20 protein-coding genes and 1 pseudogene are annotated in these 21,250 nt (G+C 70.8%); 13 read left to right on the forward strand and 8 right to left on the reverse strand.

The genetic code is table 11. The features are described 5' to 3' along the window. Positions 1-3 precede the first annotated feature (3 nt). From addB to tsaE, 4 genes are read right to left on the reverse strand one after another with little or no spacing between them, the layout of a single operon-like run. Positions 4-3,003: a double-strand break repair protein AddB gene (gene addB / locus G3M57_RS24275; protein ID WP_163233356.1), complete on the reverse strand. Its 3,000-nt coding sequence runs from the start codon at positions 3,001-3,003 to the stop codon at positions 4-6. Between the two features lie 2 nt (positions 3,004-3,005). Next, positions 3,006-3,761 (reverse strand): N-acetylmuramate alpha-1-phosphate uridylyltransferase MurU, encoded by a 756-nt coding sequence (gene murU / locus G3M57_RS24280; RefSeq protein WP_163233357.1) that lies wholly within the window; start codon positions 3,759-3,761, stop codon positions 3,006-3,008. Further along, positions 3,758-4,849 (reverse strand): N-acetylmuramate/N-acetylglucosamine kinase AmgK, encoded by a 1,092-nt coding sequence (amgK, locus tag G3M57_RS24285; protein WP_163233358.1) that lies wholly within the window; start codon positions 4,847-4,849, stop codon positions 3,758-3,760. Before amgK ends, murU begins: the two co-directional genes overlap by 4 nt. Then, positions 4,839-5,294, reverse strand: a complete 456-nt coding sequence (tsaE, locus tag G3M57_RS24290; RefSeq protein ID WP_163233359.1) for a tRNA (adenosine(37)-N6)-threonylcarbamoyltransferase complex ATPase subunit type 1 TsaE — start codon at positions 5,292-5,294, stop codon at positions 4,839-4,841. Before tsaE ends, amgK begins: the two co-directional genes overlap by 11 nt. Before the next feature lie 145 nt (positions 5,295-5,439). Here tsaE and G3M57_RS24295 point away from each other — a divergent pair, with 145 nt between their 5' ends. Beyond that, positions 5,440-6,075: a hypothetical protein gene (locus G3M57_RS24295; protein WP_163233360.1), complete on the forward strand. Its 636-nt coding sequence runs from the start codon at positions 5,440-5,442 to the stop codon at positions 6,073-6,075. A gap of 94 nt (positions 6,076-6,169) precedes the next feature. On the opposite strand, the gene G3M57_RS24300 is transcribed toward G3M57_RS24295, so the two are convergent. Continuing rightward, positions 6,170-6,361, reverse strand: coding sequence for a hypothetical protein (locus G3M57_RS24300; RefSeq protein ID WP_163233361.1), 192 nt, complete (start codon positions 6,359-6,361; stop codon positions 6,170-6,172). Between the two features lie 130 nt (positions 6,362-6,491). Here G3M57_RS24300 and zapE point away from each other — a divergent pair, with 130 nt between their 5' ends. The 9 genes from zapE to G3M57_RS24345 all read left to right on the forward strand — a co-directional run bounded on the left by zapE (position 6,492) and on the right by G3M57_RS24345 (position 14,283). After that, positions 6,492-7,610 carry a cell division protein ZapE gene (gene zapE, locus G3M57_RS24305; protein WP_163233362.1) on the forward strand — a complete coding sequence of 373 codons (1,119 nt, stop codon included), beginning with the start codon at positions 6,492-6,494 and terminating at the stop codon, positions 7,608-7,610. Between the two features lie 9 nt (positions 7,611-7,619). Continuing rightward, the gene (locus tag G3M57_RS24310; RefSeq protein ID WP_163233363.1) at positions 7,620-8,207 is read left to right on the forward strand and encodes an NUDIX hydrolase; all 588 of its coding nucleotides are present in this window, start codon (positions 7,620-7,622) and stop codon (positions 8,205-8,207) included. A gap of 117 nt (positions 8,208-8,324) precedes the next feature. Beyond that, positions 8,325-8,732, forward strand: a complete 408-nt coding sequence (sdhC, locus tag G3M57_RS24315) for a succinate dehydrogenase, cytochrome b556 subunit (RefSeq protein WP_056755993.1) — start codon at positions 8,325-8,327, stop codon at positions 8,730-8,732. 2 nt (positions 8,733-8,734) lie between these two features. Further along, a complete protein-coding gene (gene sdhD / locus G3M57_RS24320; protein ID WP_056755990.1) occupies positions 8,735-9,142 on the forward strand; it encodes a succinate dehydrogenase, hydrophobic membrane anchor protein in 408 nt (135 codons plus the stop codon). Continuing rightward, positions 9,142-10,929 carry a succinate dehydrogenase flavoprotein subunit gene (sdhA, locus tag G3M57_RS24325; RefSeq protein WP_028039431.1) on the forward strand — a complete coding sequence of 596 codons (1,788 nt, stop codon included), beginning with the start codon at positions 9,142-9,144 and terminating at the stop codon, positions 10,927-10,929. Before sdhD ends, sdhA begins: the two co-directional genes overlap by 1 nt. 11 nt (positions 10,930-10,940) lie before the next feature. Beyond that, entirely contained in the window at positions 10,941-11,723 is a 783-nt protein-coding gene (locus tag G3M57_RS24330; RefSeq protein WP_056755985.1) for a succinate dehydrogenase iron-sulfur subunit, read from the forward strand. After that, positions 11,720-12,616: a tetratricopeptide repeat protein gene (locus G3M57_RS24335; protein WP_163233364.1), complete on the forward strand. Its 897-nt coding sequence runs from the start codon at positions 11,720-11,722 to the stop codon at positions 12,614-12,616. The genes G3M57_RS24330 and G3M57_RS24335 overlap by 4 nt, the downstream gene beginning before the upstream one ends. Before the next feature lie 61 nt (positions 12,617-12,677). Beyond that, a complete protein-coding gene (locus G3M57_RS24340) occupies positions 12,678-13,931 on the forward strand; it encodes an NAD(P)/FAD-dependent oxidoreductase (RefSeq protein ID WP_163233365.1) in 1,254 nt (417 codons plus the stop codon). A 31-nt stretch (positions 13,932-13,962) separates the two neighbouring features. After that, on the forward strand, positions 13,963-14,283 hold the full coding sequence (locus tag G3M57_RS24345) for a 2Fe-2S iron-sulfur cluster-binding protein (RefSeq protein WP_056755975.1): 321 nt from the start codon (positions 13,963-13,965) through the stop codon (positions 14,281-14,283). Positions 14,284-14,421: 138 nt separating this feature from the next. On the opposite strand, the gene divL is transcribed toward G3M57_RS24345, so the two are convergent. Continuing rightward, complete coding sequence (gene divL / locus G3M57_RS24350; protein WP_056755973.1) at positions 14,422-16,734, reverse strand: cell cycle protein kinase DivL; 2,313 nt, start codon at positions 16,732-16,734, stop codon at positions 14,422-14,424. 63 nt (positions 16,735-16,797) lie between these two features. Here divL and G3M57_RS27815 point away from each other — a divergent pair, with 63 nt between their 5' ends. Then, complete coding sequence (locus tag G3M57_RS27815) at positions 16,798-17,652, forward strand: metallopeptidase family protein (protein ID WP_308424037.1); 855 nt, start codon at positions 16,798-16,800, stop codon at positions 17,650-17,652. A 25-nt stretch (positions 17,653-17,677) separates the two neighbouring features. Continuing rightward, positions 17,678-17,768: pseudogene (locus G3M57_RS28020) on the forward strand (hypothetical protein); the annotation flags it as partial. 61 nt (positions 17,769-17,829) lie between these two features. Here G3M57_RS28020 and G3M57_RS24360 read toward each other — a convergent pair. Next, the gene (locus tag G3M57_RS24360; protein ID WP_163233366.1) at positions 17,830-19,896 is read right to left on the reverse strand and encodes a glycoside hydrolase family 65 protein; all 2,067 of its coding nucleotides are present in this window, start codon (positions 19,894-19,896) and stop codon (positions 17,830-17,832) included. A gap of 114 nt (positions 19,897-20,010) precedes the next feature. Here G3M57_RS24360 and G3M57_RS24365 point away from each other — a divergent pair, with 114 nt between their 5' ends. After that, a complete protein-coding gene (locus G3M57_RS24365; RefSeq protein ID WP_056755968.1) occupies positions 20,011-20,448 on the forward strand; it encodes an SWIM zinc finger family protein in 438 nt (145 codons plus the stop codon). Here the strand turns inward: G3M57_RS24365 and G3M57_RS24370 are convergent. Continuing rightward, on the reverse strand, positions 20,420-21,166 hold the full coding sequence (locus G3M57_RS24370; RefSeq protein WP_163233367.1) for an NAD-dependent deacylase: 747 nt from the start codon (positions 21,164-21,166) through the stop codon (positions 20,420-20,422). The two genes, G3M57_RS24365 and G3M57_RS24370, sit on opposite strands and share 29 nt — an antisense overlap. Between the last annotated feature and the right edge of the window lie 84 nt (positions 21,167-21,250).

The raw sequence follows: 21,250 nt of genomic DNA on the forward strand, positions 1-21,250 counted from the left end.
GGCTCATTCGCCGCCCTCCCCGTCGTCGCCGCTGGTCGACCATTCGAACACCCGCGCCAGGTGGCCGTAGTCGCCCGCGTGGTCGTGCACGAACTGTGGAGCCACGCGCGACAGATACGGCTGCTTCGGGTTGTCATAACGCTCGATCAGGTCTCGCAAACCCTGCAAAGCCTTGATCGCCGCCTCCTGGCTGTCGACCCCGGCTGTGGCGCGGACCTCCTCGACGCCGGCCGGCTTGCGGCCGGTGACCCGCAGATAGGTCAGGTCGCCGGGCTCGCGCGGACCAATGTCGGGAAAGCCGCCCTCGCGCAGGATGGCGGCGGTCAGGGTCAGCTGGGGCGAGAAGCCGGTCTCGACCTGCTTCTTCGACGGCGCCGCGCCGGTCTTGTAGTCGAGGATGTGGGCCAGGCCGTCCGGGGTCGGCTCGATGCGGTCGGCCTTGGCGGTGACGGTGAACGGCCGGCCGCCGATGTCGAAGGTCAGCTCGCCGGCGGCCTCGACGACGATCCGCTCGGCCCCGGCCCGGCGGCGGGTCTCCAGCTCGGCGACCCACAGCGCCGCCTCGCGGGCCAGGGCGCGTTCGCGGGCCAGGGCTGCGGCCGGCATGCCGGCCTTCTCCAGCTCGCCCAGATAGAGGCCGGCGAAGATCTCGGCGGCGTCGGCCGGCACGGGGCCGGGATGTTCCAGCGAGAACGTCTCGAACGCCGCGTGGATCGCCGTGCCGCGCGCCCGGGCCTCGACCGGCTCGTCGGGGCGGTCCAGCGGGTAAAGCCTGAGGATGTCGCGGGCCCAGACGGCGTAGGGGTCGCGGGTCAGGGCCTCGACCCGGGTCACGGCCATCCGGCGCGGGCGGTCGGCGACCGGCGGGGTCGGGGCGGGACGCTTGATCGGGTCGTAAGGTCCGGGAGCGTCGAGGTCGCGAGCCCAGGCCAGCACGTCCGGACGCTCGGTCAGGCGCAGGCCGGCGCCGCGCGCCAGGGTCTTCAGCCGCCACAGCCAGCGGCTCTCGACGGCCGGCGCCCCGCCGCGCCGCTCGCTGTGGACCAGGACCACGTCCGGGGCGCAGGCGGCCTGGGCGAAGTCGTGGGCGGTCAGGCCGATGCGGCGCTCGGGCGGCGGCAGGCCCAGCCGGGTCCGCATGGGCCGCGACAGGAACGGGTCGATCGGCGCGCCGCGCGGCCAGATCCCCTCCTCCAGCCCGGCCAGGATCAGCCGGTCGGCCCGCACCATCCGCGCCTCGATGGCCCCGAAGATCCGCAGGCGCGGATGGGTGGCCCCGCCGGTGCGCAGGGTCTCCTCGTTGACCAGGCGGTCCAGCAGGTCGGCGAAGCCTTGGGCCGAGGCCGGCGGCAGGACGAGGCCGTCGGTGATCAGCGACGACAGCAGGCTCGCCAGGCCCTCGCCGGCCGAGCCGGCCCACAGGTCGGTGGGATCGGCCAGGGCCTCCAGGGCCTCGACCAGGGCGCGGGCGGCGGCGGCCGGCTGGCCGGCCTTGGGGTTCGCCACGTAGGGCGCGGCGACGCGATGGGCGGCGGCCAGCACGCGTTCGACCAGGGCCTTGGCCTCGGGATGGTCCTTAAGCCGTTCCAGAAGCTGGGCGGCGTCGCGGGGGGCGGGACCGCGCAGGCCTTTCAGCTCCAGCTCGCGGGCGGCCGGGGCGTCGGCGCGCAGCAGCGGGTGCTTGGCCACGGCCAGCAGGCGGACGGGATCCAGCGGATCCAGCGCCAGGCCGGCGACGTGCTGGGCCAGGATCGCCGCGGCGCTGGCGGCCAGGGGCGCGCCGGCCGAGCTGTCGGGGACCACGCCCCAGCGCATCAGCCGGGCGTTGACCCGCCGGGCCAGCTCCTGGTCGGGCGTGACCAGGGCGGCGGTCAGGCCGGGGGTCTCCAGGGCCTCGCGCAGCAGCAGGGCGCAGGCGACGGCGGCCTCCTCCTCGGTGCGGGCGCTGACCAGGGACAGGCCCTTCAGCCCCTCCTCGATCGGGTCCAGGCCCGGCGCCTCGGCTCGCAGCCGGTCGATCTGGGCCAGCCAGTCGGCCGTCGCCTCGGCCGGACGCAGGGCCTCGTTGATCAGGCGACGGCGCCAGCGGCCCCGGCTGTCGGCCTCGGGCCACCAGGGGCGGACGTCGTCGCGGGTCACGCCCGCCCCGACCAGCAGGCGCTTCATCGCCCCCTGCGGATGCTGTTCGCCCGCCAGATCGTCGACCTTGTCCCAGGCGTCGTCGGCCAGGCCGTCGTCCAGGCCGGGCAGCACGACCGCACCCTGCGGCAGGTCGGCGATCACGCGCAGCAGGCGGGCGGTGGCCGGCGCGGTGCCGGTCGAGCCGGCAGCGACCAGCACGCCCTGCGGCGGATGGGCTTCCCACTGGTCCGACAGCGCGTTGAGCAGCCGCACCCGCCGGTCGCTGACGTCGATCAGCCCCATCTTGTCCAGGCGCCGCGGCCAGGCGGTCAGGACCGCCTTCAGGAACCGGGCCGAGACCTGCCAGTGCTGCGCCAGGTCCCCCTCGGCCAGGCCGTCCAGGCGTCCGTCGTCGGTGACCACCTCCTCGATCTGGCAGCTGTCGAGGAAGTCGGCCAGGGCCTTGGCCATTTCCAGCGCCTGGCTCGCCTGCGGCTGGAACGACAGCAGATGAGCGTGTTCGGCCACCAGCCGCGCCAGCTCGAACCGGCGGCGGCGCGAGGAGACGGCGGGCGGCAGGTCCAGGCTCAGGTCGCCGGGCTCGAACGGCGGCTCGCCCTCGTCCAGGTCGCCCAGCGGCCGGATCTGCGGCAGCAGCAGGGCCTTGCCGCCGCCGACCGCCCCCTCCGCGACCTGGACGAAAGCGTCGGCCAGGGCGCGGGCCCCCCGTCGGGTGGGGGTGAGGACGGTGGCGGCGGGCAGGGCTTCGGGGCCCAGCGGGGCCAAGGCCTGCAGCAGCCCGCGCGCCAGGTCCTCGACGAAGGGCCGGTGGGCGGGGATCGAGAACCAGCGCGGCCCCGGATGGTCGAAGGGGCCGGCCATGGCTAGGTCGACCCCGCCGGGCCGTGGCCGCCCAGCCGGGCCTCGGCCGCGTCCCGCGCCTGGGGATCGCCGACGTGCATCCACACCCCGGCCGGGGCGACGCCATGTACGCGATGGTCGGCGGCCAGGGTCTTCCAGATCGGGGTCAGCGAGAACGGCCCGTCGGGACCGTCGGCCACCACCTGCGGCTTGCAGATATGGACGCCGACATAGACCAGCGGCGCGGTCTCGCCCGGATCCTTGAACCGCACGCCCCCGTCGTCGGCCAGGAAGACGTCGCCGCTGTCGTGGAAGCCCAGGGAGCCGGCGGTCGAGGCCAGCATCAGGCAGACGTCCATCCGCTCCGGGTCCCAGGCCCGGGCCACCGCCTCGATGGCCGAGGCGTCCTCGATCCAGACGGAGTCGATATTGGCCACCCAGATCGGGGCGTCGCCCAGCAGCGGCAGGGCGTGCTTGACGCCGCCGCCGGTCTCCAGGGCCTGGGGCCGCTCGTCGGAGATGACGATGCGCGGCAGGGGATGGGTCGCGGCGCGCCGGGCCAGGTGTTGCTCCAGCCGGTCGGCGAAATAGTGGACATTGACCACGGCGGTCTCGACCCCGGCGGCCGCCAGGCGGTCCAGCATATGGTCGATCAGCGCCTTGCCGCCGACCTCGACCAGGGCCTTGGGCCGGTCATCGGTCAGGGGTCGCATGCGGGTGCCCAGGCCCGCGGCCAGGACCATGGCGACCTTGGGCGCTTGGTTGAGGGGCGCGCTCATCGGCGGAACTCCGAGGGCACATAAGTGTCGAACCAGGCCTTCAGCCCCGCCATCGCCGGATCCTGGAGATTTCGCTCCAGGTAGCGCCAGGTGCGCGGCATGTAGGCCTCGTACTGCGGCCGACCCAGCAGGGCCTGACGGGCGAACACCCGACCTAGGATCCGGGCGGCGTTGGAGGCGGCCAGGGCGCGATAGTCGGCGATGAACGCCTCGCCATCCACCTGGGGCCGGGCGGCCAGGTAGCGGTCGAGCATGGCCTGCTCGAGCTCGGGCGAGACGTCGCGGCGGGCGTCCTGCAGCAGGTGGGTCAGGTCCCAGGCCGGATGGGCGCACAGGGCGTCCTGGAAGTCCAGCAAGCCCACGCGGGCCACGCCCTGGCGGTCGGGCAGCCACAGCAGGTTCTGGGCATGGAAGTCGCGGTGGGTGAACACCGAGGCGCCGGCCTCGCCGCGCACCCAGACGGGGGCCCAGAGGGCGTCCCACTCGGCCACGGCCTCGGGGCTGAACGCCGGCAAGCCCGAGAACTTCGGCCACCATTCCAGGAAGGTGTCGGTGGCGATCTTCAGGGCCAGGGCGTCGTAGGTCAGCAGCGGCCATTCCACGCCGCCGTCCGCGGTGAGCACCTCGGGCGGAGTCTCGGCGTGCAGGGCCGCCTGGACGTCGACGGCGGTTTCGTACAGCGGGACCTCGTCCTGACCCTCGGCGATCAGGGTGGCGTAGAGGCCGTCGCCCAGGTCCTCCAGCACCGCCAGCCCGGCCTCGACGTCGTGGGCCAGGATGGCCGGAGCCGACAGGCCGCGCCCGCGCAGATAGGCCGCCGTGGCCACGAAGGCGGCGACCGAGCCGGCGGCCAGGCGGGCGGCGGCGTTGTAGCCCAGGGCCACGCGCTCGGCGTCGCTGGCGCCGGGCGGGCAGACCACGCTCTCCAAGGCCGGCGGCTGGTCCATGAAGATGAAGCTTTGATCGCCCCGGTGCAGGCGCTCGTAGGCGCGGGTCGAGGCGTCGCCGCCCAGCGGCTCGCGACGAGCGTCGCCGAAGCCGTTGGCCGCCAGGAAGGCCGCCTTGAGGGTTTCGCGATCAGAGCTCAAGCGGTCGTCCTTCGAAGGTTCCGTGGGCCCCGATCACGGCGCGGCGCGCCTGGCCGTCGTCGCCCATGGGGGTGATGTCTATAGCGAGTCGGTCAGCCGGCAGGCGACCTTGCAAGCGCTGGGGCCATTCGATCAGCACCGCGCCGTCCTCCAGCGCCTCCTCCAGCCCGATCTCGTAGGCCTCGTCCGGATCGGTCAGGCGGTAGAGGTCGAAATGGGCGACCGGGAAGTCGGGGCCGTCATAGAACTGCACCAGGGTGAAGGTCGGGCTGGGCACTTCTTCGTCCGGCGAGGTCAGGGCGCGGATCAGGGCCCGGGCCAGGGTCGACTTGCCCGCCCCCAGCGGACCGGTCAGGCAGACGGCGTCGCCCGGCCGCAGGGCGATGGCCAGCTTCGCGCCCAGGGCCTGGGTGGCCGCCTCGTCGGGCAGGGAAATCTCGATCACGGGCGGAGCCGTCCTTCAGATGCGGGCGTTCGACCCGGGCCCGACTCTAGACAAGGCGCCGCGCCGTTCCAAGGCGAGGCGGGGACATTTGACGTACGGGCCGCCGCGTCCGAGGTTGGGTGATCTTAAGAGGGGAAACCATCGTATGAAGACCTTCGGCCGCTGGCTCGTCGCCATCGTCGTGATCGCCGCCGTCACGGCCGGGGCTTTGACCTACTGGAACTTCGAACTGCGCTGGCGGCCCAAGACGATCACCAGGAACCAGGCCGAGATCACCAAGATCCTGGAGACCTCCGGCTGGGTGTCGCCTGGGCTGAACGGGCAGAAGCTCTACATGGTCAGCTTCCGCACGTGCCCCGACTGCGTGCGGTTCAAGCAGGAGGAGTATCCGGGTCTGCACAAGGCCGGGGTCGACACCCGGCTGATCGAGATCGCCCGCGCCGACCGCAATGGCGTGCCGAAGTCGACGCCGGCCGAGCGGGCGACGGTGGCCGAGCTGTGGGTCAACCGCAGCTGGGCGCTGTCGGAAAAGTGGGACGCCACCCCGGTCGAGGCCTGGAAGGCGACGGGCATCGCCCCCGCCGACGGCGACGTCGCCCGCACCGCCGTGATCGAGGCCGGCCGCAAGACCGTCGAGGACCTGCGGCCGCTGCTCAAGGCCAACGGCGTCAACTTCGCCTATCCGCTGCTGGTCTGGTGGACCAAGGACGGCCAGATGAAGGCCTGCGCCTGCGAGCGGCGCGAGACGTATCGCTTCGTGCGGAAGGATCTGGGGGTTTAGGCGCGTCGTGGACGGGGACACGCCCTCGCGGCGTGTCCCCAGCCAGAGGCGGTGCGCCGGAGGGGACACGCCGCAAGGGCATGTCCCCGGCGGTTCACACCGGTCGGTTGCTGATCTCGTTCTTGCGAGCCTGCCGGGTCTTGGTTCCGTGCTGATGGTCGAGGCCGCCGTCGCGCGGCTCGGCGCCGGCGTCGATGTCCAGGTTGTCGTCGGCGTCGTAGAGCGCGGCCGTCTCGCCCTCCGGGGCGAGGTCCGAGGGAATCGTGCGGTCTTCGGGCTGGGCCATGTCGGTCTCCTCTGACGTGTCGCAGCAACTAACGACTTCGGCTCCAGCCACGTTTCATGGTCCGTTTCCGTACGCTCGCGGACCTTTGGGGTCTTCCCCCGCCGCCCTCGCCGCGCTAACCCGCGTGGCGATGCCCACATCCGTCCGCACCGCCTACCGAGAGCGCCTGGCCCAGGGCGAGATCAAGCCCGACGTCGCCCAGGCCGCCGCGGTCGACGCCCTGTCGCGGCTGGAGGCCGACCTCGACAACGCTGGCGAGCCGGGCTTCTCGCTGTTCGGCCGCAAGCCGAAGGGCCAGAAGGGCGTCTATCTGTGGGGGCCGGTCGGGCGCGGCAAGTCCATGCTGATGGACCTGTTCTTCGACAGCGCGCCAGTGGGCCGCAAACGCCGCGTGCATTTCCATGTGTTCATGGCGGAGGTCCACGAGCACATCAACGCCTGGCGCAAGGGCGATGCGGGCGAGCGCAAGGCGCGGTTCGGCCAGCATCGGGGCGACGATCCGATCGTCCCGACCGCCGACCTGATCGCCGCCGAGGCCCGCCTGCTGTGCTTCGACGAACTGCAGGTCACCGATATCGCGGACGCGATGATCCTGGGCCGGCTGTTCGAGGCGTTGTTCGCCCAGGGCGTGACCCTGGTGGCCACCTCCAACCGCCCGCCGGACGACCTCTACAAGGACGGCCTCAACCGCCAGCTCTTCGTCCCGTTCATCGAGATGCTGAAGGAAAAGCTGGAGGTGGTCGCCGTGCGCGGACCGGTGGACTTCCGGCTGGACCGCCTGCGCGCCGCCCGCACCTGGCTGGCGCCGGACGACAAGGCCAACGCCGCCGCCTTCGACGCCCTGTGGACCGACATGCTGGACGGGGCTGAAGAGACCGGCGCCAAGCTGGAGGTGCTGGGCCGCAAGATGCACTTCCCCCGCGCCGCCGGAGGCCTGCTGCGCGCCTCGTTCGCCAGTCTTTGCCAGCAAGCGTTGGGCCCGCAGGACTACCTGGCGATCGCCGAGCGCTTCCACACCCTGTTCCTCGAGGACGTGCCGCTGCTGACCCCTGAGCGGCGCGATGCGGCCAAGCGGTTCAACACCCTGGTCGACGCCCTCTACGAGGCCGACGCCAAGCTGGTGGCCCTGGCTCACGGCGAGCCCGACGCCCTGTACCCGGCTGGCGACGGGTCGTTCGAGTTCGAGCGGACGGTGTCGCGCCTGCAGGAAATGCGCTCGGCTGACTATGTGGCGCGGGTGCGGGATTAGGAGACCCAGATGAGCGTCAAGGATCGCGTCCGCGTCCACGAGACCCGGCTGCTCTCGGACAACTGGTATGTCCTGAAGACGACCACCTTCGACTGGAAGCGTCGCGACGGGACCTGGCAGACCCAGTCCCGCGAGGTCTACGACCGCGGCAACGGGGCGGTGTTGCTGCCCTACGACCTGGCCCGGCGCACGGTCCTGCTGGTCCGGCAGTTCCGCTACCCCGCCTTCGTCAACGGCCATGACGACCTGCTGATCGAGGCCGCCGCCGGCCTGCTGGACGACGCCGAGCCGGAGGTCCGCATCCGCGCCGAGGTCGAGGAGGAGCTGGGCTATCGCCTGGGCGCGGTGAGCAAGGTCTTCGAGGCCTTCATGAGCCCGGGCTCGGTCACCGAGATCCTGCACTTCTTCGTGGCCGAGTACGACGCGGCGATGCGGATCGGCGACGGCGGCGGCCATTCGGACGAGGGCGAGGACATTGAGGTGCTGGAGCTGGCCATCGACGAGGCGCTGGCCATGGTCGTCGACGGACGCATCCGCGACGCCAAGACCATCATGCTGCTGCAGCATGCGGCGCTGAACCTGTTCAAGGCCCGTTAAACGGCCGCCGGGTCAACGCCCTGAGAACGTTTCTCAACAAGGGCGGCCGCGTTGACACCCCCGGCGTCGCGCTTAAAAGCATCCCGCAACGCACAAAGCCAAAGGTTGGACGCAACCATGACCGACACCCGCGGGGGCCTTCCCGAGCGCCCCCTGTCGCCGCACCTGCAAGTCTGGCGCTGGCACATCACCATGGCCTGCTCGATCCTGCACCGGGCCTGCGTGTTCGCGCTGTACGTCGGTGTCCTCCTGCTGGCCGGTTGGGCCGTCGCCCTGGCCTCGGGCCCCGACGCCTATGCCTGCTACACCGGGGCGCTGGGCTCGCCGCTCGGCAAGCTGGTGCTGTTCGGCCTGACCGTCGCCGTGCTCTACAACATCGCCTACACCGTGCGTCAGACCTTCTGGGACGCCGGCAAGGGCTTCACGCCGAAGACCGCCGACATGACCGGCGCCGGGGCCATCGCCTTCGCGGTGGTCGGCGCGATCGTCGTCTGGGTCATCGCCGCCCAAACCGGAGCGCTCTGATCATGGCCGGTCCTTCTCCTTCCGCCCGCTTCCGCACGCCGATGTCCCGGGCCCGCGGCCTGGGCGCCTCGCACCACGGCGTCGGCCACTTCGTCACCGAGCGCGTGTCGGGCATCGCCCTGGTCCCGCTGGCCCTGTGGGGCCTGTTCGCGGTCCTGCGGCTGGCGGCCCTGGGCTTCGACGGCGCCGCCGAGTGGGTGGCCATCCCGCACAACACCGTCCTGCTCTGCCTGCTGATCGTCGTCGCCCTGATCCACTTGAAGGGTCAGGTGCAGGTGGTGATCGAAGACTACATCCCGGACTTCACGACCAAGACCGTGCTGGTCCTCGCCAATCTTTTCGTCTGCGTCCTCGGCGGCGCTCTTGGGGTCGTGGCGATCCTCAAGGTCGCCTTCACCGGAGCCCTCTGATGTCGGCCTACAAATTCATCGACCACAAGTTCGACGTCGTCGTCGTCGGCGCCGGCGGCTCGGGCCTGCGCGCCGCGCTCGGCTGCGCCCAGGCCGGGCTGAAGACCGCCTGCGTCACCAAGGTGTTCCCGACCCGCAGCCATACGGTCGCCGCCCAGGGCGGGATCTCGGCCTCGCTCGGCAACATGGGCCAGGACGACTGGCGCTGGCACATGTTCGACACCGTCAAGGGCTCGGACTGGCTGGGCGACCAGGACGCCATCGAGTACCTGACCCGCAACGCCCCGGCGGCGGTCTACGAGCTGGAGCACTGGGGCGTGCCGTTCTCGCGCACCGTGGACGGCAAGATCTACCAGCGCGCCTTCGGGGGCATGACCAAGAACTTCGGCGAAGGCCCGATCCAGCGCACCTGCGCGGCGGCCGACCGCACCGGTCACGCCATGCTGCACACGATGTACGGCCAGTCCCTGGCCCACGACACCGAGTTCTTCATCGAGTACTTCGCGCTTGACCTGATCATGGAAGACGGCGTCTGCCGGGGCGTCACCGCCTGGAAGCTGGACGACGGCACCCTGCACCGGTTCCAGGCCCAGATGGTGATCCTGGCCACCGGCGGTTACGGCCGCGCCTATTTCTCGGCCACCTCGGCCCACACCTGCACCGGCGACGGCAACGCCATGGCCCTGCGCGCCGGCCTGCCGCTGCAGGACATGGAATTCGTCCAGTTCCACCCGACGGGGATCTACGGCGCGGGCTGCCTGATCACCGAAGGCGCCCGCGGCGAGGGCGGCTACCTGACCAACTCGGAAGGCGAGCGCTTCATGGAGCGCTACGCCCCGTCGGTGAAGGACCTGGCCCCGCGCGACATGGTCAGCCGGGCCATGACCATCGAGATCCGCGAAGGCCGCGGCGTGGGCCCCAACAAGGACCACATCTTCCTGCACCTGGACCACCTGGACCCGAAGATCCTGCACGAGCGCCTGCCCGGCATCTCCGAGACCGCCAAGGTGTTCGCCGGCGTCGACGTGACCAAGGCCCCGATCCCGGTCCTGCCGACCGTGCACTACAACATGGGCGGCATCCCGACGAACTATCACGGCGAGGTCGTCACCAAGTCGGGCGACAATCCCGACCAGGTGATCCCCGGCCTGATGGCCGTGGGCGAGGCCGCCTGCGTGTCGGTGCACGGCGCCAACCGCCTGGGCTCCAACAGCCTGATCGACCTGGTGGTGTTCGGCCGTGCGGCCGCCCTGCGTTGCGCCGAGATCCTCAAGCCGATGGCCACCCAGCCGGAGTTGAAGGACAGCATGACCGACGCGCACGTCGCGCGCTTCGACCGCTTCCGCAACGCCAACGGCGGCCAGCCGACGGCGGCCCTGCGTCTGGAGATGCAGAAGGCCATGCAGGAGGACGCCGCGGTGTTCCGCACCGGCGAGACCCTGGACGGCGGCCTCAAGCGCCTGGGCGTTGTCTGGGACAAGGCCAAGGACATCAAGGTCAGCGACCGCGGGCTGGTGTGGAACACCGACCTGATGGAGACCCTGGAGTTCGACAACCTGATCGGCCAGGCCGTGGTCACCGTGGCCGGGGCGGTCAACCGCACCGAAAGCCGCGGCGCCCACGCCCGCGAGGACTTCTCCACGCGCGACGACGCCAACTGGATGAAGCACACCCTGGCCTGGCTCGACCAGGGCACCGGCCAGGTGAAGATCGATTTCCGGCCGGTGCATAGCTACACCATGTCGAAAGACATCGACTACATCCCGCCCAAGCAGCGCGTGTACTGAGGGTACGATCGATGGTTCAGCTCACCCTCCCCAAGAACTCCACCGTCCAGAACGGCAAGACCTGGCCCGCACCGGCCGGCGCCAAGAACACCCGCGCGTTCAAGGTCTACCGCTACGACCCGGAAGACGGCCGCAACCCGCGTTGGGACACCTACGAGGTGGACGTCGACGCCTGCGGCCCGATGGTCCTGGACGCCCTGCTCTACATCAAGAACACCATCGACCCGACGCTGGCCTTCCGCCGCTCGTGCCGCGAGGGCGTCTGCGGCTCTTGCGCGATGAACATCGGCGGCCGCAACACCCTGGCCTGCACCCACGGCCACGCCGACACGCCCGGCAAGGCCGTGCAGATCAGCCCGCTGCCCAGCCAACCGGTGGTCAAGGACCTGATCCCGGATCTGACGCTGTTCTACGCCCAGTACGCCTCGATCGAGCCCTGGCTGCACACCGTCACGCCCGAGCCGCAGACCGAGTGGAAGCAGTCGCCGGAAGACCGCTCCAAGCTGGACGGCCTCTACGAGTGCATCCTGTGCGCCTGCTGCTCGACCTCTTGCCCCAGCTACTGGTGGAACGGCGACAAGTACCTGGGCCCGGCCACCCTGTTGCACGCCTACCGCTGGCTGATCGACAGCCGCGACGAAGCCACGGGCGACCGCCTCGACAACCTCGAGGACCCGTTCAAGCTCTATCGCTGCCACACGATCATGAACTGCGCCCAGGTCTGCCCCAAGGGCCTGAACCCGGCCAAGGCGATCGCCGAGATCAAGAAGATGCTGGTCGAACGGGTCGTATGATCCCCGCGCTCGTCCTCGCCGCCGGCCTGCTCGTTTCCAGCGCCGCCGGCGTGGACGAACCGACCGCGAGCCCGGCCTACGCCGAGGCCAAGGCGCGTCTGGTGGCGGGCGACCCGGCGGGCAAGCCGGCGCTCGAGGCCCTGGCCGCCGCCGGCGATCCCGACGCCCAGACTCTGGTCGCCAGCGCATCGTTCGTCGGCGGAGGCGGCTTTTCGATCGACAAAGCCAGGTCCTGCGCGCTCTGGGAACAGGCGTCCAAGGCGCGGGCCCTGGCCGCTCACCTCCATGCCGAGTGCGTCGAGAGGGGCTATGACGGCCGTCCGCGCGATCCGACGGCGGCGCGAGGCCTCTACAAGGCGGTCGCCGATCGAGGCTTCAGCAAGTCGAAATGCGCGCTGGGCAACCTGCTGATCCTCGGCCAGGGCGGTCCTGCCGACCCCGAGCGTGGCCTTGCCTTGTGTCGCGAAGCGGCCCAGGCGGGCGACGCCGACGCCCAGACCGACGTGGGCGACTATTACCTGCGGGGCAAGATCGTGCCGCGCGACGTCGGCGAGGCGCGGACCTGGTATGAGAAGGCCGTCGCCCAGGGCCAAAAGAACGCCCATATGACGCTTGGCCAGATTTATTGGAACGGCGATGGCGTGCCCAAGGACAACGCCAGGGCCGCCGCCCTGTGGCGTGTGGCCTACGCCAAGGGACGCTTGGACGCCGACCAGTTCCTCGCCGATGAGGCCTTCGTCCGAGCCAACGCGGTCAAGGGCCAGATCAACGTCGCCGCCATGGACGAGGCCATCGATTGGTACCAAAAGGCCCTGGCCCGCGACCCGTCGCTGAGCGAAAAGCTTCGCCCGCGGCTGGACCTGCTGCTCAAGATCAAGGCCGCGAGATCCTGAACGGCGCTGGAAGCGGCTTGCAAAAAGTGACGGCATCGTCACTTTTGTTTGAACGAGGGAGATGCGTGCATTGAGCGAAGCGGGCACGGGCGATCTGAACAGCCGCGTCGTCATCGTCGGCGCGGGCCATGCCGGCGGCTCGGCCGCGGCCTTCCTGCGCCAGTACGGCCATGTCGGTCCGATCGTCCTGATCGGCGACGAGCCCCTGCTGCCCTACCAGCGCCCGCCGCTCAGCAAGGCCTGGCTGAAGGGCGAGGCCGACGCCGACAGCCTGCAGCTCAAGCCCAGCGCCTGGTACGAGGAGGCTGGGGTCTCCCTGCGGCTGGGCGGGGTGGCGGTGTCGATCAATCGCGGCGCCAAGACCGTGACCCTGGCGTCGGGCGAGGTCATCTCCTACGACTACCTGATCCTCGCCACCGGCGCTCGGGCTCGCGCCCTGCCCCTTCCGGGCGCGGACCTGGCCGGCGTCCTGGCCCTGCGCACGGCGGCCGACGCCGAGGCCTTGAAGGGCGCCCTGGGCCCCGGCAGGCGGCTGGCCGTGGTCGGCGGCGGCTATGTGGGCCTGGAGGCGGCGGCCTCGGCCATGGCCCTGGGCGGCCACGCCACAATCCTCGAGCGCGAGCCGCGCGTCCTGGCCCGGGTGGCCTGCGAGACCCTGTCGACCTTCTTCCAGGACTATCACGGCGCCCGCGGCGTGACCTTCGTGCTCGACGCCAAGGTCGCAGGCTTCGACGGCCAGGATGGCCATGTCACCGGGGTGCGGCTGACCGACGGCTCGGTGATCGCCTGCGACGTCGCCCTGGTGGGGGTGGGGGCGATCCCTAACGAGGAACTGGCCCGTGACGCCGGGCTGGACTGCACCAACGGCGTGGTGGTCGACCTCGAGGCTCGGACGGCCGACCCGTTCGTGTTCGCCATCGGCGACCTGACCCACCGGCCGCTGCCGACCTATGAGCGCCAGTTCCGCCTGGAGAGCGTACCCAACGCCCTGGAACAGGCCAAGCAGGCCGCCGCCGCCATCGCCGGCCGGCCTATGCCGCCGCACGAGATTCCGTGGTTCTGGTCCGACCAGTACGACCTCAAACTCCAGATCGCCGGCCTGCCGTTCGACGCCGACCGCCAGGTGGTGCGCGGCGACGTGGCGGCCGCCCGGTTCGCCGTCTTCCACCTGAAGGGCGACCTGGTGCAGGCCGTCGAGGCGGTCAACGCGCCGCCCGAATTCATGGCCGGCAAGCAGCTGATCGCCCGACGCACGCCCGTCGATATCGCCCGGTTGATGGATCCGGCGATTTCCATGAAGGACGTAGCGGCGTAAAACGACCGTTCAAAACCAGTCCAGGGGACCCATGGCCAAGATCACCTATATCGAGCACGACGGCACGGACCACCTCATCGACGTGAAGCCAGGCCTGACGGTCATGGAAGGCGCGGTGAAGAACAACGTGCCCGGCATCGACGCCGACTGCGGCGGCGCCTGCGCCTGCGCCACCTGCCACGTCTATGTCGACGAGGCCTGGCTGTCCAAGACCGGCGACAAGTCGGCCATGGAGGAATCGATGCTGGACTTCGCCGAGAACGTCGAGCCGAACTCGCGCCTGTCGTGCCAGATCAAGGTGAGCGACGCGCTGGACGGGCTGGTGGTGCGCCTGCCGGAAAGCCAGCACTAAATTCCTCCCCCTGTGGGGGAGGCGATCGCGCAGCGATCGGTGGGGGGAGTTTTCGGGTCGTCGATCCGGTCGGTGTCGAGGCTGCACATCCCCCCACCGGCCTTCGGCCACCTCCCCCACAGGGGGAGGATCTCTGGCCTAGAACCCGAACTCCGGCTGCGCCGCCCCGGGCTGTTGCGTCTCCGGCAAGTGGCACGTGAACGTCGAGCCCGCGCCCGGTTCGCTTTCCAGCGCTACCCAGCCGCCGTGCAGCTCGACCAGCGCCTTGACCAGGGCCAGGCCCAGGCCGGGACCGCCGCGATCCCGCCCCACGAAGCGGTCGAAGATGTGGGCCTGGACGTGGAACGGCACGCCGCGGCCGGTGTCCGAGACGTCCAGCCGCACCTCGCCCAGGGCCCGCCGCGCCGACAGGGTGACCACCCCGTCCGGGGGGGTCTGGCGCAGGGCGTTCTCGATCAGGTGGTCCAGAATCTGCGACAGGCGCTTGTGGTCGCCGCGGATCAGGCCGACGTCCTTGTCGCATTCCACCGACAGCGTCACCCCGCCCAGCTGGGCGGCCTTCAGCGAGCGCTCCTGGGCGTCGGTCAGCAGGCCGGCCACGCGGATGTCCTCGATCTCCAGCGCCATCTCGCCGGCGTCGATCTGGGCCATGTCCAGCACGTCGTCGATCGAGCGGGCCAGCTGGGTGGCGGCGGCCCGGACCGAGGCCACGTGGCCGCGACTGCGTTCGGACAGGCCGTCGGCCCGCTCCAGAAGCTCCGAATAGCCGATGATCGTCGTCAGCGGGGTGCGCAGCTCGTAGGAAACGTTGCCGACGAAGTCGCGCTTGAGCCGCTCGGCTTCGGCCAGGGCCGCCGAGCGGTCGTCCAGGGCGTTCTGCAGGGCGCGGGTGTCGGTGACGTCGGCGAAGGCGATCAGGGTCGCACCGTCCGGCAGCGGCCGGCTTTGGTAGACCACGATGCGGTTGTCCGAGGTGCGGGTCTCGCCCGAGGTCGGGGCGCGCATCTGCGGGTCGGGATCGGCGACCCGGCCCTTCAGCTCGCGCCAGAAGCTCAGGTCGTGGAGGCGCGGCACGCACAGCTCGACCACGCCCTCGAAGTCGACCGCCGCCTCCAGGGCCTGGGCCGAGACGTTCCAGAAGGTCTCGAAAGCCTCGTTGTGCAGCCGCAGGCGGCCGTCCGAGCCGAACACCGCCACCGCGTCGTTCAGCTTGTCCAGCGTGGCCTGCTGCACCTGGATCAGGGCGTTGTACTGGGCTTTCAGCCGCAGCTCGCCAGTGATGTCGGAGTAGAGCAGCAGCATGCCGCCCAGAGGGTGGGGCTGACGCACGACGCGCAGGGTGCGGCCGTCGGGCAGGTCCCACATCTCGTCGGCCTGAGGGCCCAGGTCCTCGTAGCGCGCCAGCTCCGCGGCCTTCCACTTGGCGTAGTCGACCGTCTCGGGCAGCCGGCGGCGCTGGCGCAGGCGGTCCAGCACCTCGCCATGGGTCGGGCGCTCGGCCAGCCAGGCCGGTTCCAGGCCCCACAGCTCGGCGAAGGCGGTGTTGTGGAAGGCTAGCCGCCGACCAGCGCTGAAGATCGCCACGCCGTCGGCGATGTGGTTCAGGGTCTCGTCGTGGGCGGCGACGTGCTTCTTCAGTGCGTCGCGCATGTCCTCGACTTCGGTGACGTCGCTGCTGAACACCCCGACGCCGCCGCCTTCCAGCGGCTGGGCCGAGAAGCGCAGGGCGCGGCGGCGGCCGTCCAGCGGCACCCAGCGCACCAGTTCGCGCAGCTCGCCGGCTTTGGCCGCCTCGACCGCCAGGGCGTCGGCGGCCCGGTCGATCGACTTGTTGTCGCGCGCCGCGTCGGCGGCCGTCTCGACCCCCACGACGCGCAGGTAGGCCGCGTTGCCCCACACCGGCGCGCCGTCGGCGCCGGAGATCCAGGCCGGCTCGACCAGTCCGTCCATGAAGGCGGCGAAGCGGTGGGCGTCCGGCAGGCCGGTCTCGTCGGCGGCCGCCGCGGCCAGGCGCAGCCAGGCCCGGGTCCCCGCCGCCCGGCCCTCGACCAGCACCCCGCCGCGCGCGCCGCGCGTCTCGAAGGCGCAGGCCTCGCCCTGTTCGAACAGGGCCTTCAGCTTGTGGGCGTGGGACGGATCGGCCTCGGTCAGGGCGACGACCACGGCCTGGGCGTCGGCGGGAACGTCGAGAATCCCGGCGCAGGCGGTCAGAGCGTCCTCGCCGGAGACCAGGTCGACGCCGTCGTCGTGCAGGACGACCACCGCGGTCTCGAAGGCCTCGGCGGCGCCCTGGCTGTCCATCAGCCGCGTCTCCAGCGTCGCGGCGCGGGCCTTCAGGCGGACGAGGTGGTCCTCGAACCGCCGGCGCTGCGACATGGCCCACAGCGTGGCGCAAAGGGCCAGGCAGACCGCGCCGGCCGTCGCGGCCAGGATCAAGTCGGACGAGGTCATCAGGCTTGTCGTCGGCCCCCGGGCTGCGGACGTGGTTAGCGAATCAGATTCACAGATTAGGCCGTGCGTGACCAGAGCGCGATGAGCCTGGCCGTCATGGCCTCGCGGTCCCGCCTTTCCGGCGCGACGCCGACGGCCTATCTACCGGCCATGACCTGGACCGACCCTCTGGCCGCGACCCTGGCCCCTTCGCTGGATGATCTGGCGACCCTGGCGCGAAAAGCCTTCGAGGGCCTGCCCGCAGAGATCCGCCGGCAGGCCGGCGAGGTGGCGCTGCGTATCGACGACCTCGCCTCGGACGCGGTGCTGGACGACCAGGGGATCGAGGATCCGTACGCTCTGACCGGCCTGTTGCAGGACGTCGGCCAGGATCGGCCGACCCTGGTCCTCTATCGCCGGCCGATCCTCGACGAATGGTGCGAGCGCGGCGACATCGCCCTGGGCGACCTGGTCGCCTATGTCGTGGCCGATGAGCTGAGCAGGACCGTCGCCGTCGCCTGGTCGCCGGCGGCCGCCTCGTCGGAAGGCTGGAGCGGAGCCCGATCCCCATCGCTGGCCGATTTCGCCGCGTTGGCCGGCCACGCGCTGGCCAACCTTCCTCCGCCGATCAAGGCGGCGGTCGGCGACGTCCAGGTCCGGGTCGAGGAGTTCGCCGACGACGAAACCCTGGACGCGCTGGAGATCGAAGACCCGTTCGAGCTGACCGGGGTCTACGAAGGGGTCGACCTGACGCGGCGAAGCGTGTTCGACGTTGCGCCGAACCCTTCCAGCATCCGGCTTTTCCGCCGTCCGATCCTGGACGAGTGGTGCGCGGGCGACGTCGGCTTCCAGGCGCTGGTCGAGCACGTCTTCGTTCACGAGGTGGCCCACCATTTCGGCTTCAGCGACGCGGGCATCGAGCAGGTCGAGCGGTCGTAGGACGGGTCAACCTTCAAGGCCGTGCATGGTCCTCGTCCTTCGACAAGCTCAGGATGAGGACCATTTGTAGGCCCAGCGAATAGAAACCTCATCCTGAGCTTGTCGAAGGACGAGGCTTTCGGTCCCCGGATCGGAATGTCGATCCGTTCTGGGGCTATTGCGAGGAAGCAGACGGCCCTACGCGCTCTCGACGGGCTCCAGGGTCGCCCGCTGACCATGTCGGGCCTCCAGGCGATAGGGTCGGCCGCGGACCCACAGATGGCCGATGCGGATCGCCTCCCAGCCTTCCGGAAGCACGACCGGCCGCTGGGGCCAGGTCTCGGGCGGGCCCAAGGTCGGCCGCAGGGCCGGAAAGCCCTGGATCAGCGACATCAGGAACGCGCCCATATTGGCCACGAACGGCCCAGCCGGCGGCTGCTCGGGAAAGCGGTCGGGACGATATTCCAGGATCTGGTTGAAGCGGCCCGAGGCGAACTTGCCGTAGCCTTCCTCCAGCAGGCGGGCCGACAGCGCCCGATCCCCCGACCAGGCGGCCCAGACGCCGAGCAGGCCCGACAGCATCGGCGCGCCGGCATAGGCGTCGGCCAGCGACAGGTAATGCGCCAGGGTGGCGCGCTCGACCTCCGCCCCGAGGTCGCGCCAGAGCGGAAAGAACGCCATCAGCGGATCGGGGGTCTCGCCCTTCTCCTCGTCGGGGCGATAGTCGTCGTGCGACGCCAGCAGGTCGCCCTGCATCGGCAGGACCAGGGTGTCGCGGATCGCGCGCCATTCGGGCGGCGCGGGCTTGTCCAGCCTTTCGGCCATATCCAGAGCGTCGTCGAGAGCGGCCTGGCAGGCGAGCACGCCGAAGGCGGGATTGTCGCTTTCCTGTTGGCGCTCGGCGATGCCCATCGAGCCCTGCAGCTCGTGCCCGCGCTCGGTAGGAGTCACCCGGCTGGCGATCCATTGGGCGACGCCGTAAAGCACCGGCCAGGCCCGCTCCCGCATGAATTCCTCGTCGCCGGCCGCGGCGGCGTAGAGGGCGAAGGCGCGGGCGACATCGGGCGTGACATGGTCCTCGTGCCAGGAGGCCGTGCCGGGCAAGGGCGCGGCCTCCTGCCCCGTCGCCGGGCCGCTTTCCCACGGAAACTGCAGGCCGCGATGGCCGCGCGCCAGGGCGTTCTTTTGGGCCGCCTCCAGCGTGCGGCTGCGGTAGTCGAGCAGGGCCTCGGCCGCGCCCGGTTGCAGGAAGACCAGCGGCGGCGCCGCGAAGGTCTCCAGGTCCCACATCACGTGGCCGTAGTAGTAGTGATAGTCGCCCCAGGTGGCCAAGCCGAAGATCGAGGTCGAACTCGGCGACGACGGGTGCGTCGAGGCCATCAGATAGTAGAAGGTGGCGTCGGCCAGGGCCTGCCAGCGCGGCGGCGCCCCCACCAGTTCGATACGGCCGCGCCACAGGTCGCGCCACTGCTTGCGGTTGGCCTCGCGGATCGCCTCGAAACCCCGGCGGCGGGCCAAGGCGACCATGCGCACGGCGTGCTGGTCGGGCTGGTCGTGGATGGCGTTGGGCGTGACGCTGACAATCTGGCGCAGCCGGTATTCGCGCCGCTGGTCACCCTCGAAGCTGTGCTCGGTATAGAGCCGGCCACGCTGGAGCGGCGGATACTGGGTCTCCACCGGCGCGTCGACGCTGCTGACCATGGCCAGGCCGCAGGTCGACAGGGCGCCTTCGGTCTCCCACAGCAGCGAGCCGTCGCAGGCGGGCTCGGCCTCGCCCGGCGTGTGGCGCTCGTGGGCCAGGGCCCGGCCCTCCACGTCGCGGGCGTCGATCATCGGTCGCAGGACGACCTTGGCCAGCCCATCGATCCGCAGGCTCAGTTCCTGGCAGACGATCGTTGGATCGTCGCGGCTGCAGAACGCGACCACGGTGATCTCGGCGCTCACGTCGCCGGGCTGGTAGACCAGACGGGTCGTCAGTTCGGCGGTCTCGAAGTCATAGACCTGGTCGACGATCGTCAGGGCGTCGCTGGCGTCCGACGCCCACACCCCGTCCAGGCTGATGTCGGCGGCCAGCGGATAAGGGGCCAGGGCGGCGGCCTCGATGTGGCGGGCCGGATGGCGGCCGGCCAGGCCGCTGACCAGGGTCATGCCCGCCGACAGCGGATTGGGCCGAACCCGGAGCCCGATCACGCCGTTCGACAGATAGGCGGGCAGCTCGCCCCGAAGACCGCCGACGACCGGCGGAGGACTGATCGGTTTTCCCATGCGGATCTCCCTGTTGGCGTCCGGACGAAACGAACCGGTCGCCGCCTGGGCGCCCGGCCTAGACAAATGATCGACCTGGGCTCAAGGCTCCCTCCACCGCATCGAGGATGACGCATGAGCCACGCCGACAGCCTGTCCGACGCCGCCTTTTTCGACGAGGCCGCCTGGCGCGGCCGCATGGACGAGCGCTGGTTCGAGAGCGGCGCGGCCATGGCCGAGGCCGGGGCCGTCGACCTGGTGGCGATCGAGGACGACGTCGTCACCGGCCATGTCACCGGCAGCGCCGGCGACCTCTATGTCGTCACCCTGCGCGCGCCGGACGGCGAGGGCGCCTGCACCTGCCCAGGCTTCGACAAGTTCGGGGCCTGCAAGCACCAGGCGGCCGTGGTGGCGGCGGCCAACCTGCTGGACGCCACGGGCCGGGGCTATGTCCGCGACCGCCTGGCCCGCCTGCGCGACGGCTTGGCTCTGGAGAGCCGGGACGCCCTGATCGAACGCATCGTCGAGTTGGCGAAGAAGAACCCTAAGGTGCTGGCGGGATTGGAGGGATAGGGCGCGCGCCCTGCCCGCCCAGCACCTCATCCACCCAGGTTGGCACGACTTCGGTCGCGGGCCCGTAGCGGCGCTCGTCGAAGACCCGCGCGTTGTCGGACGGCTCCAGGTTCAGCTCGCAGGTGCGGATCCCCAGCCGCCGGGCCCAGGCCACGAGGCCGGCGGCCGGATAGACCGCGCCCGACGTACCGATGGCGACGAACAGGTCGCTGTCTTCCAGGGCGTCCTCGATCCCGTGCAGGAACAGGGGCGTCTCGCCGAACCACACCACGTGCGGCCGAGCCGTTCCGGTTTCGCCGCAGCGGGCGCAGGCGGTCTCGCCGCTCAGCGGCTCGGAATCCGGCCAGGTCGCCCCGCAGCCGTCGCAGCGCGTGATCCCCAGTTGCCCATGCATGTGGACCACGTCGCTGCAGCCGCCCTGCTCGTGCAGGTCGTCGACATTCTGGGTGCACAGGAACAGGCGTCCGCCTCGCGCGACGAGGCCCTTCTGGAGCCGGGCCAGGGCCAGGTGCGCCGCGTTGGGCGCCGCGCCCGCCAGGTTCGCGCGACGGGCGTTATAGAAAGCGCGAACCTTGGCCGGATCACGGGCGAAACCCTCCGGGGTCGCCACCTCCGAGAGGTCGTATTGCGTCCAGATTCCGCTGGCGTCACGGAACGTTCCCAGGCCGCTCTCGGCCGAGATGCCAGCGCCGGTCAGGACGAAGACGTTCAGGCCCATGGTTGGGTTTTCTCCCGGCGCGACGCCGCTTTGCAAACCTGACGCAGCCGTCATTTTTAATTTGACCCCGCCGGTTCTTTGAGT

The organism is Caulobacter rhizosphaerae (assembly GCF_010977555.1).
Taxonomy (GTDB): Bacteria; Pseudomonadota; Alphaproteobacteria; order Caulobacterales; family Caulobacteraceae; genus Caulobacter; species Caulobacter rhizosphaerae.

Excerpts from the sequence above, each read along its gene's own strand:
- addB (WP_163233356.1), bottom strand. The coding sequence starts at position 3,003 with ATGGCCGGCCCCTTCGACCATCCGGGGCCGCGCTGGTTCTCGATCCCC.
- murU (WP_163233357.1), bottom strand. The coding sequence starts at position 3,761 with ATGAGCGCGCCCCTCAACCAAGCGCCCAAGGTCGCCATGGTCCTGGCC.
- G3M57_RS24295 (WP_163233360.1), top strand. The coding sequence starts at position 5,440 with ATGAAGACCTTCGGCCGCTGGCTCGTCGCCATCGTCGTGATCGCCGCC.
- G3M57_RS24300 (WP_163233361.1), bottom strand. The coding sequence starts at position 6,361 with ATGGCCCAGCCCGAAGACCGCACGATTCCCTCGGACCTCGCCCCGGAG.
- zapE (WP_163233362.1), top strand. The coding sequence starts at position 6,492 with ATGCCCACATCCGTCCGCACCGCCTACCGAGAGCGCCTGGCCCAGGGC.
- G3M57_RS24310 (WP_163233363.1), top strand. The coding sequence starts at position 7,620 with ATGAGCGTCAAGGATCGCGTCCGCGTCCACGAGACCCGGCTGCTCTCG.
- sdhC (WP_056755993.1), top strand. The coding sequence starts at position 8,325 with ATGACCGACACCCGCGGGGGCCTTCCCGAGCGCCCCCTGTCGCCGCAC.
- sdhD (WP_056755990.1), top strand. The coding sequence starts at position 8,735 with ATGGCCGGTCCTTCTCCTTCCGCCCGCTTCCGCACGCCGATGTCCCGG.
- sdhA (WP_028039431.1), top strand. The coding sequence starts at position 9,142 with ATGTCGGCCTACAAATTCATCGACCACAAGTTCGACGTCGTCGTCGTC.
- G3M57_RS24330 (WP_056755985.1), top strand. The coding sequence starts at position 10,941 with ATGGTTCAGCTCACCCTCCCCAAGAACTCCACCGTCCAGAACGGCAAG.
- G3M57_RS24335 (WP_163233364.1), top strand. The coding sequence starts at position 11,720 with ATGATCCCCGCGCTCGTCCTCGCCGCCGGCCTGCTCGTTTCCAGCGCC.
- G3M57_RS24340 (WP_163233365.1), top strand. The coding sequence starts at position 12,678 with ATGCGTGCATTGAGCGAAGCGGGCACGGGCGATCTGAACAGCCGCGTC.
- G3M57_RS24345 (WP_056755975.1), top strand. The coding sequence starts at position 13,963 with ATGGCCAAGATCACCTATATCGAGCACGACGGCACGGACCACCTCATC.
- divL (WP_056755973.1), bottom strand. The coding sequence starts at position 16,734 with ATGACCTCGTCCGACTTGATCCTGGCCGCGACGGCCGGCGCGGTCTGC.
- G3M57_RS24360 (WP_163233366.1), bottom strand. The coding sequence starts at position 19,896 with ATGGGAAAACCGATCAGTCCTCCGCCGGTCGTCGGCGGTCTTCGGGGC.
- G3M57_RS24365 (WP_056755968.1), top strand. The coding sequence starts at position 20,011 with ATGAGCCACGCCGACAGCCTGTCCGACGCCGCCTTTTTCGACGAGGCC.
- G3M57_RS24370 (WP_163233367.1), bottom strand. The coding sequence starts at position 21,166 with ATGGGCCTGAACGTCTTCGTCCTGACCGGCGCTGGCATCTCGGCCGAG.